Genomic DNA, 9,382 nt, shown 5'->3' on the forward strand with positions numbered 1-9,382 from the left:
CAAGGCCGATGCCGAGAAGAGCGGCAGCATCGTGCAGGAGGCCGTTTCCGCCATGGCCGAGATCGAGCATTCGTCGGCTCGGATCTCGAACATCACCGGTTCGATCGATGAGATCGCCTTCCAAACCAACCTTCTGGCGCTGAATGCGGGGGTCGAGGCGGCGCGCGCGGGCGAATCGGGGCGCGGCTTCGCGATCGTGGCGGCCGAGGTGCGTGCGCTCGCCCAGCGCTCTGCCCAGGCCGCCAAAGAGATCAAAGCCTTGGTCCAGCTCTCCCGCGGCCAGGTGGAGACCGGTGTTGCTCTCGTCGGGCAGACGGGCGATGCGCTCGGCCGCATCGTCGAACAGGTCAGCGGTCTCAACGGCGTCTTCGGCGACATCGCGGAGGCCGCACAGGCGCAGGCGGCGGGACTTCTTGAGGTGCATGGGGCGATCGAGCAGACCGACACGATCACCCGCCAGAACGCGACCATGGCGCAGGATGCGACGGCGACCGTCCATTGCCTGCAGGCCGAGGCTAGCGAACTCGCCACGCTTCTCGGACAGATGAAGCTGGGTGAAACCCGTTCCGATGGAGCCGCCAGGCGGCGCGACGAGCGGATCGAGTGCCGTCAAGACATTTGGCTCACGGCGGCGGGGCAACGACGCAAATATGTCCTGACCGATTGCTCGCCCGGCGGGGCTCGTTTCGAAGGGGCGTCACCGGGCGAGAAGGGTGTGAACGTCACCGTGTTCTTCAACGATTCGGCGATCTCGGCCCGCGTCGTTCGAACAGAGCCCCGGGCCTTTGCGGTTCAATTCGTCGACGCATCGACGCGCGGCGTGGTGAGCCGCTTCTTGATGCAAAGCCGCAGGCAGGCGCGTCAGATGATAGCGGCGTAAATCGCCACGTACCGATCGGCACGTCATTGTACCGGCGCAAACGCGAATGTGGCGGATGCGCAATTCATGCACCCCTGACCAAGGACGTCCATGCCGACGAGAGCGAGCAACTGCGACGGACCGAGCGCCATTCTGGCGGCGCTACACAGATCTCAGGCGATCATCGAGTTCGCGATGGACGGGACCATCCTGACCGCAAACCAGAACTACCTCGATGCCCTCGGGTTCACCCTGGCCGAGATCGAAGGTCGTCACCATCGCATGTTCTTGGCACCCGGCGAGGACTCAGCCCCAGAGTACCAGGCGTTTTGGGACCGGCTGCGGCAAGGCCAGTTTCAATCGGCCGAATACAGGCGCATCACCCGTGATGGTCGAGAGATCTGGATTCAAGCCAGCTACAACCCTGTGATCGGACCCGATGGACAGCCTTACAAGGTCGTTAAGCTCGCGACTGATATCACGGCCTCGAAGCTGCTGACGATCGAGCATACCGGCAAGGTTGAAGCGATCGACAAGTCGCAGGCGGTGGTCGAGTTCGCCGTCGATGGCACCATTCTGGACGCCAACGCACATTTTTGTCGCGTGTTCGGCTACGACGTGGAGGAGATCCGCGGCCGGCACCACAGCATGTTCGTCAATCCAAGTGAGCATGCAAACGAAGAATACAACCAGTTCTGGGCGGCGCTGCGCCGCGGAGAGTATCGACAGGGGGAGTACCGCCGGATCGGCAAGAACGGCAGAGACGTCTGGATTCAAGCGAACTACAACCCGATTCTTGACCCGTTTGGGCGCACCTTGAAGATTGTGAAGTTCGCGACCGACACGACGCAAGCGAAGCTTCGCGCGGCCGACGATCAGGGAAAGATCGAGGCGATCAGCAAGTCTCAGGCGATCATCGAATTCGCCATGGACGGCACCATCCTGACCGCCAATGGAAAGTTTTTGACGGCGTTCGGATATGAGCTCGACGACATCGTCGGTCGGCACCACAGCCTGTTTGTTCCAGTGGAAGAGCAGGACACGGAAGCCTACCACGCGTTCTGGACCGACTTGCGCAACGGCGACTACTGCGTCGCGGAGTACCGTCGGATCGGCAAAGACGGCCGCACGGTGTGGATCCAGGCCAGCTACAATCCCATTTTCGGGCTCGATGGCGCGCCCATTAAAGTGGTGAAGTTTGCCGTCGATATCACGGGTGAGGTTGCTCGTCGGGAGCAGGTGCGCATGCTCTCCCTGGTGGCCGACACCACGAGCAACTCCGTCGTCATCACTGACGCAGACGGCCGTATCGAGTACGTCAACGCGGGCTTCTGCCGGATGACGGGCTATAATTTTGAGGAGGTCCGCGGCCGCAAACCGGGCAACCTACTTCAGGGACCTGCGACAAGCGAAGTCACACGCGAGCGCATCCGCCGAAAACTGGAGGATCGGCTTCCATTCTGCGACGAGATCCTCAATTACACGCGCGGTGGAGATCCCTATTGGATCACATTGTTCATCAACCCCGTGAAGGATGAACAGGGCCAAATAAACCGGTTCGTGTCGATTCAGACCGACGTGACCGAGCGCAAAACGATCGAAGCGCAGATCGCCTTCATGGCACAGCATGACGCACTGACCGGCCTCGCCAACCGCGTTCTTTTTCACGACAAGCTTTCAAAAGTTCAGCAGCGAGGCGGCCCCTTTGCGCTGATGTGCTTGGATCTCGATGGTTTCAAGCAAGTCAATGACAGTTTCGGACATCCTGCAGGAGACGAACTTCTCCGCAAAGTCGCTCACCGCCTGGTGGATTGCGTCCGTCCTACAGACATCGTCGCCCGGCTGGGTGGGGACGAGTTCGCCGTGATCTATGCGGATATAAATCAGGAACATAACCCCGAAGAAGCTGCGTTACGGATCATAAGACGGATCGCGGCACCGTTCGAAATTGGGTTTCAACATGTCTCAATTGGTGTGAGTATTGGTATTGCGGTCACGGTCGGATCGGCCATCAAGCCGGACTTGCTCTTGAAGCAAGCCGATCAGGCGTTGTATCGCGCAAAGGGCGCTGGACGCGGTACATATAGGCTAGCCGAGCCCACGATGGATGGCAGAATCGTAGCCGAAGTTTAGCGGCATCCCAGGCGGCTTCTCTTAAGCTCTGGCATGTAGGTAACGGCAACCTGCGATTGAATGGGGCCAGTGAAGGAAGCCGACGTGCGACAGCGGGTCAAACACTGGGTGACCGCGAAAGCCGATGACACCGACCTGATCGCGGAGGGCGGACCGGAACGTTTTGCCCGCCGTCTGACGCTCCGCATCGTCTTCAGCGCGGAGGCCACCAATATGGGGCTCTGTGGGAATTCCTTCAACGATACACGCTAAGGCGAGGCGATTTGGCGGTGACGGGAAACAAGTGATTTCCGCGATTGGTCGCTGAGCGCGCAAGGACCTGACCGGAGGCGTCGTTATTCATGCGACAAACACTGTCGGATCGTGACACTGTGCGGCAAGTTCCAAATTGGGGTTTGTCGCACATGCTCGTCGGCTACATGCGGGTGTCCACTAGTGACGAGCGGCAATCGGTCGATCTGCAGCGCGATGCGCTTCTTGGTGCGGGCGTGGATGAGCGCCATCTGCATCAGGATCGCGCCTCGGGCGCTCGGGACGACCGCCCCGGGCTGAAGGCCTGCATGAATGACCTGCGGGCAGGCGACGTACTCGTCGTCTGGAAGCTCGACCGGCTCGGGCGCTCGCTCTCGCACCTCATCAGGATCGTCGAGGAGTTGAAGAAGCGTGGCATCGCCTTCCGCTCGCTCACCGAAACGATCGACACCACGACCTCCCACGGTGCGTTCCTGTTCAATCTCTTCGGCTCGCTTGCCGAATATGAGCGGGCGCTGATCACCGAGCGCGTCAACGCCGGACTCGCCGCAGCGCGTCGGCGTGGACGTAAGGGCGGCCGCCCGCCCTCCATCGATGCGGAGAAGATCGACCAGATCCTCGCGGCGCTGGAAGGAGGCGCGAGCAAGGCGTCGGTGTGCCGGACCTTCAAGATTCCCCGCTCGACGCTCCTCGACACGCTGAAGCGGAAGGGATGGAGCGGGCCCGGAAAGAACGATGATCCCAGGATGGCCGCCTGACACGCCGGCCTCATCATCATGGCCTTTCTGGATGCGCCGGCGCGCACCGCGCTGTTCGAGCCGCCTGAGGCGCACGAGGATGCCCAATTCCCGCTACGCACTCACGCCCGAAGACATCGCCTTCGCCAGGAGCCATCGGCGGTCCCACAACCGGCTGGGGTTCGCGATCCAGCTGGCCCTGGTGCGTGACCTTGGACGAGCTCTTCGCACGGATGAGACTCTGCCCCACGCGGTTGTCGCCATCGTCGCTGACCAGCTCGGGACAGATCCTGCCATTTTTGACCTCTACGCACGGCGCGAGGAGACGCGACGGGAACACGCGCGTGAGATCGTCGCCGGGCTTGGCCTGCGTCCCGTGCGGGCAGGCGATTACCGCCTTCTCATCGCCGCGGCTGCGCATACGGCAGCAGCCACGGAGAAGGGCGGCCCGATCGTTCAGGCCATCATCGAGAAACTCAAGGACGAGGGAATCCTCGTTCCCGGTGCCGAGCTTCTCGAGCGCCTCGCCCTCGCAGGTCGGGCGGCTGCACGCAGGCAAGCTTATCGGGGCCTGATCCAGGGTCTGGGCAAGGTGTCCTTCGACCAGCTGATCGTCGATCGCGTCGGCGACCGCACGCTCCTCGGCTGGATTGCGGAAGCGTGGGCTGAGACCGATATTTCCAACCCAGGCGCGCTAGAAAACCCCGGCATCTCGGCTGAAAAATGGGTGGAGACGAAGCTCCGGCGCGGCCTTGAGGATGGGTCAAGCGGCGGCTGAATAGGACTCTTGTTGGGTCGGTGCTCTCTTAGATCCGGGGTGGCGTTCGACCTTGAAGCGTGCAACCAGCCGCGCGAGTGTTTCGACTTCGCTTGCAAGACCGCGGCTCGCATTGGCCGAGCCATTTACCAGGAGTGCGTTGCTTTGCGTGATCTCGCCCATGCTGCTCACGGCGTCGTTGACTTCATCCAATCCAATCGCCTGACTGGCCGAGGCATCGGAGATCGACGAAATGACTGTGTTGATCTCCGATACTTGGGCCAAGATCCGTTCAAGCGCCATGCCGGTCTGCTTCACTAGGCTCACGCCTGCCCCAATCTGCTGCCCCGAGCCGCGGATGATCTCCTTGATCTCCTTGGCGGCGTCTGCCGAGCGCTGTGCCAGCGCCCGAACCTCGCTCGCCACGACCGCGAAGCCACGGCCCGACTTGCCCGCGCGCGCTGCCTCGACGCCCGCGTTGAGCGCCAGAAGATTGGTCTGAAAAGCGATTTCGTCGATGACGCCGATGATCTGGATGATGTGACCGGACGATGTCTCGATCTTGCCCATTGCCTGGACAGCATCGCGCACAACAACGCTTGTCTGTTCGGCTTCCACCTTCGCGTGAGCCACGACATCGCGGGCGTGCTTTGCGCCCTTGGCAGTGGCGCGTACCGTCGTCGCGATCGCGTTGAGATGGCCTGCGGTCCGCTCAAGGCTGGCAGCCTGTTGCTCGGTCCTTTCGGACAAATCGCTGGCGGCGTCTGACATGGTTTGAGTGCTGGCGTTGATGGTCCGCGTGTTCTGCGCGACCTCGCGAAGGGCTTGACTGAGCTGGGTTACCGCGGCGTTGAAGTCGGTTTGCAGCATCAGGTATGTCGGCGGAAAATGCGACAGTGCTGCCGTCAGATCTCCGGATGCAAGGCGTTTGAGGGCCGCCGCGACCGCGTTCATCGCGATCTGCTGCTCCTGCGACGCTTGAGCCTGGGCAAGGTCGTGCCGTTGCTTCTCTTCCGCGGCTCTGCGCCGCTGCTCGGCAGCCTCGGCTTCGGCCTGGGCTTGGGCGGTCACGTTGGCGCGGAACACATTAACTGCGCGGGCGATTTCACCGACCCCGTCCTTCCGATCGAGTGCGCCGATCTCGACGGCCACGTCGCCCGCCGCCAGTTTTTCGGCGCTGCCCACGAGGGCCTTCAAGGGATGCGAGAGGTTGTGTGCAAGCCGGAATGCGCCTGTCATGCCGGCGATGGCTATGCAAAGCGCCACGCCCGCGATGATCTCGAGCCGCGCCGTCAAAGCGGCATTCTCCTCTGTGATACGCCCCCTTGCGTCACGGCCCGCCTGGCTGACCGCCTGATCGAGCAGCGCCCGAACCTTATCGCCGCTATGCCGCATCACCTCAAGCGTGGCGATCGCCTGCGCCTGCTTGAGGCCCATCAGGACAGCCGCATCGTCTTGCCAACGCGCGAACGAACCAGCGGCATCCTTGGCTATGGCACTCATCTCAGCCGAGAGAGCAGCGCGCTGCAGATCCGAAAGCGCTTTCGCCGTCTTGCTGGTCAAGGCCGTGAATTGCGGCTCGATGTCGGAGGCGGCGATCAGGTCCGTCATCGCCAGCACGCGCCCGGTGAGCTGTTCGGTTTTGTCAAACCCATCGCGGGCCGTCCGGCTGGCGTCACTTGCCGCGATCGCCTTATCAGAGAGCGCTGCGAGATCCTTGAGGCCAGACAGGCTTTGGAAGCCGATCAGGGCGGACACGATGGCGCCAAGCGCCAGAAAGGCGAGGAGCGGAATGAGGATCTTGGTGCGGATCGTCATGGTCGAGGCCTCAGTTCGGCAGGTTCGGCAAGGCCGTTTCGGTCTTTTCGGCCGTCAGCGACTTAAGAAATGCCAACAGCTGCTGCGTTTCGACATCGCTGATCTTGAACGGTTTGATCAGATCGGATTTCGATGGTCGGTCGGTGCCGCCGGTTGCGTAGAACGAAATGATCGAAGTGAGGTCCGGGAACTGGCCGTGATGGCCAAAAGGAGCCCGGTAGATGAGGTTGCGTAAACCAGGCGTCTTAAATGCATATTGCGCCTTGGGATTGTCCGGCTCCAGCTTACCGCGGCCGATGTCGTCTGCTGCCAGGCCGATGTCGTGAAACTTGTTGTCGGTGAAGTTCCAGCCCGTATGGCAGCTCGCGCATCCAGCCTTGCCGTTGAACAGCTGAAACCCCGCTTTCGCTTCGGCACTGACAGCTGCTTCATCGCCGTCCACCCAACGGTCGAAGGGTGCCTCGCCGGCCATGACGGTGCGTTCATAGGTTGCGATGGCAGCCAGCAGGTTCTCTTTGGTGACACCAGACCCGGGAAACAATCGGTCGAACCAAGTGGCGTACTCGGGCACATCCTTCAGCCGTAGAATGATGTCAGGGAATTTGCCGTTCATCTCCGCAGGTGTCGTGATCGGGCCGACGGCCTGGTCCTCGAGCGATTTGGCTCGGCCATCCCAGAAAAGGCTCGTTGACCAAGCCGCGTTCAGCACGGTGTTGGCCTTTCGGGCAAGCGGTGTGTTCGCGGAACCGATCGCGCCGGGCACTGGGACTTCGTAGCCGAACGAGGGGTCGTGGCAACTCGCGCAGCTGAGGTTCTGGGCGCCGCTCAGACGCGGATCGAAGAACAGCAATTTGCCCAAGGTGGCCATTTGCGGCGAATAAGGCGCGGACGTCGGGAAGGGGATCGCCTCAGGGCGCTTGTAAGCACTTTTCAAGGTGTCCGAACTGACCTCAACGGCAGAAGCTGTTGCAGCCATTGCGACACAGGAAAGGAACAAAAAGATTAGCCGTCGCCTCATAGAAAAGTCCCGTACGAAAACATTCCAAAACTGGCTAGAAAGTATTAATGCCTCAATTAGATCTTATAAAAAAAATCATAAATAGTTAAAAATGTGACCTCGCAAAGTAAAGTAGTATTATTAGAATAATAATTACCATCTAAATCAAATTAAATATATGATCATTAGAGAACATTCACCGGTACAATCAGCCATGGTAATTACCCACGTGCTTGCCAAAAGCGGCTATCGCTGATTCCCTTGGCGAATGAGCAGATTTGATCTTGAACGCCTAAGCAAAGAGGAACTGATCGAGCTTGTGCTGCGTCTGCAACGGCCGGCCAAGACCTCGCAAACGTCCTCGAAGCCGCCGTCGACGGATCGCAAGGAGCGTCGGGAGCAGGCCAAGCCCGGTGGGGCCAAGCCGGGGCATGAGGGCCATTCACGTCGGTTGAGCGCGGCGGCGGACCGGGTGGTCGATCATCATCCGGAGGAATGCCCGTGTTGCTGCGCGGCCCTGTCCGGCGATCTGCCTGCCGAGGTGGTCAGCGAACACGACACGACGGAGCTTCCCGTCATTAAGCCGGTTGTGGAGCGCCATCGGCGCATGGCCGTGCGCTGTCCGTCCTGCGGCAGCCGGGTCGTTGCGCCAGTGCCTGCGGCGGCGAAGGGCTCGCCGTTCGGTCCCCGGCTGCATGTGGTGGCGACCTATTTCAAGACGTTCCAGGCGCTGTCCTACGAGCGGCTGCAAGGGGCGTTCGCGCATCTGTTCGGGCTGACGATCAGCCAAGGCGGACTGATGAACATGCTTCGTCGGGCGCAGGGCCGGTTCGAGGCCAAGCGCGATGAAGCCGTTGCGGCGCTGCGCCGGGCCACGGTCGTCGCCTCCGACGAGACCGGCGTCCGTATCGAAGGGAGCAATGCGTTTCACTGGGTGTTCCGCTGTCACGCTGCGGTCGTTCATCACGCCGCGCCGACCCGCGGCGCCGTGGTGATCCGGGACGTGATGGCGGGGCACCGGCCGGCGGTCTGGCTGTCGGATCGTTATTCGGCCCAACAAGGCCATGCGGGAGCCCAGCAGACCTGCCTTGCGCATCTGGCGCGCGAAGTCGCCTATGCCGATGAAGCCGGCGCAGATCTCCTGCCGATGCGCCTCAAGCTGTGGCTTCAAGACGCGTTCATCCTCGCGGCCAACATCGAAACGCGCGCCGCAACAACGATCGCCGCCCGACGACGCGCTCTTGAGCGACGCCTCAAAGACATCCTCGACACGCCGACATCGTGCGATCTGGCGCGGGACATCCAAAACAGGTTCCGGCGTGCGCGCGACCAGCTGCTCACCTTCGCAAAATGGCCCGGCTTGGTCGACGTCACCAACAACGGCTGTGAACGCGCGCTCCGACCAGCCGTCGTCCAGCGCAAGGTCACCAACGGCTATCGCGCCATGTGGTCCGCCACCGGCGAAGCCGATGTGCGCACCGTGGTCGACACAGCCCGCCTCACACCCGGGGCCAACGCCTTCCAAACCATTCTGCAGACAGTCAGCGCCTGAAATCATCCTAATAACGGGCGTGGGTAATTACCAGCCATGTATAGCCCTACGCGCTGGCACGGTATTACGGGCGGCTTTTTATTTGCGTCAGCGCATGTAGAATGCTCGAAAGCAGCCATTATGCTCCGTGTTTGCAGAGTGGTCCGAACCCTCACCATCCAAGTAGGCCTTGGCAGGCCGGCTATCTACCTCGTCACGCCACCTTGGCACCACGTTCGAAGTCTGGGGCCGATCTGCAGCAATCACGGCCATCGAGTTTGGCCTGATAGAGCGCGGC

At 61.4% G+C, this 9,382-nt stretch carries 8 protein-coding genes; 6 read left to right on the forward strand and 2 right to left on the reverse strand.

The window, feature by feature from the left end:
• The 5 genes from M8523_RS34960 to M8523_RS34980 form a co-directional block, all read left to right on the forward strand.
• On the forward strand, positions 1-880 hold an 880-nt coding region (locus tag M8523_RS34960), incomplete at its 5' end, for a methyl-accepting chemotaxis protein (RefSeq protein WP_282589420.1).
• Positions 881-970: 90 nt separating this feature from the next.
• Positions 971-2,992, forward strand: a complete 2,022-nt coding sequence (locus M8523_RS34965; protein WP_282589421.1) for a sensor domain-containing protein — start codon at positions 971-973, stop codon at positions 2,990-2,992.
• Between the two features lie 84 nt (positions 2,993-3,076).
• Positions 3,077-3,244, forward strand: a complete 168-nt coding sequence (locus tag M8523_RS34970) for a hypothetical protein (RefSeq protein ID WP_282589422.1) — start codon at positions 3,077-3,079, stop codon at positions 3,242-3,244.
• 152 nt (positions 3,245-3,396) lie between these two features.
• Complete coding sequence (locus tag M8523_RS34975) at positions 3,397-4,002, forward strand: recombinase family protein (protein ID WP_282589427.1); 606 nt, start codon at positions 3,397-3,399, stop codon at positions 4,000-4,002.
• A gap of 79 nt (positions 4,003-4,081) precedes the next feature.
• Positions 4,082-4,759: a DUF4158 domain-containing protein gene (locus M8523_RS34980; RefSeq protein WP_282589423.1), complete on the forward strand. Its 678-nt coding sequence runs from the start codon at positions 4,082-4,084 to the stop codon at positions 4,757-4,759.
• On the opposite strand, the gene M8523_RS34985 is transcribed toward M8523_RS34980, so the two are convergent.
• Together M8523_RS34985 and M8523_RS34990 are read right to left on the reverse strand one after the other, a co-directional pair.
• Positions 4,745-6,556: a methyl-accepting chemotaxis protein gene (locus M8523_RS34985; protein ID WP_282589424.1), complete on the reverse strand. Its 1,812-nt coding sequence runs from the start codon at positions 6,554-6,556 to the stop codon at positions 4,745-4,747. The two genes, M8523_RS34980 and M8523_RS34985, sit on opposite strands and share 15 nt — an antisense overlap.
• Before the next feature lie 10 nt (positions 6,557-6,566).
• The gene (locus M8523_RS34990; RefSeq protein ID WP_282589425.1) at positions 6,567-7,532 is read right to left on the reverse strand and encodes a cytochrome-c peroxidase; all 966 of its coding nucleotides are present in this window, start codon (positions 7,530-7,532) and stop codon (positions 6,567-6,569) included.
• Between the two features lie 289 nt (positions 7,533-7,821).
• Here M8523_RS34990 and tnpC point away from each other — a divergent pair, with 289 nt between their 5' ends.
• Positions 7,822-9,105 carry an IS66 family transposase gene (gene tnpC, locus M8523_RS34995; RefSeq protein ID WP_282589426.1) on the forward strand — a complete coding sequence of 428 codons (1,284 nt, stop codon included), beginning with the start codon at positions 7,822-7,824 and terminating at the stop codon, positions 9,103-9,105.
• Positions 9,106-9,382: the final 277 nt, after the last annotated feature.

Source organism: Lichenifustis flavocetrariae, from assembly GCF_026130545.1.
Classification (GTDB): Bacteria; Pseudomonadota; Alphaproteobacteria; order Rhizobiales; family Beijerinckiaceae; genus Lichenihabitans; species Lichenihabitans flavocetrariae.

Excerpts from the sequence above, each read along its gene's own strand:
- M8523_RS34975 (WP_282589427.1), top strand. The coding sequence starts at position 3,397 with ATGCTCGTCGGCTACATGCGGGTGTCCACTAGTGACGAGCGGCAATCG.
- tnpC (WP_282589426.1), top strand. The coding sequence starts at position 7,822 with ATGAGCAGATTTGATCTTGAACGCCTAAGCAAAGAGGAACTGATCGAG.
- M8523_RS34985 (WP_282589424.1), bottom strand. The coding sequence starts at position 6,556 with ATGACGATCCGCACCAAGATCCTCATTCCGCTCCTCGCCTTTCTGGCG.
- M8523_RS34965 (WP_282589421.1), top strand. The coding sequence starts at position 971 with ATGCCGACGAGAGCGAGCAACTGCGACGGACCGAGCGCCATTCTGGCG.
- M8523_RS34990 (WP_282589425.1), bottom strand. The coding sequence starts at position 7,532 with ATGGCTGCAACAGCTTCTGCCGTTGAGGTCAGTTCGGACACCTTGAAA.
- M8523_RS34980 (WP_282589423.1), top strand. The coding sequence starts at position 4,082 with ATGCCCAATTCCCGCTACGCACTCACGCCCGAAGACATCGCCTTCGCC.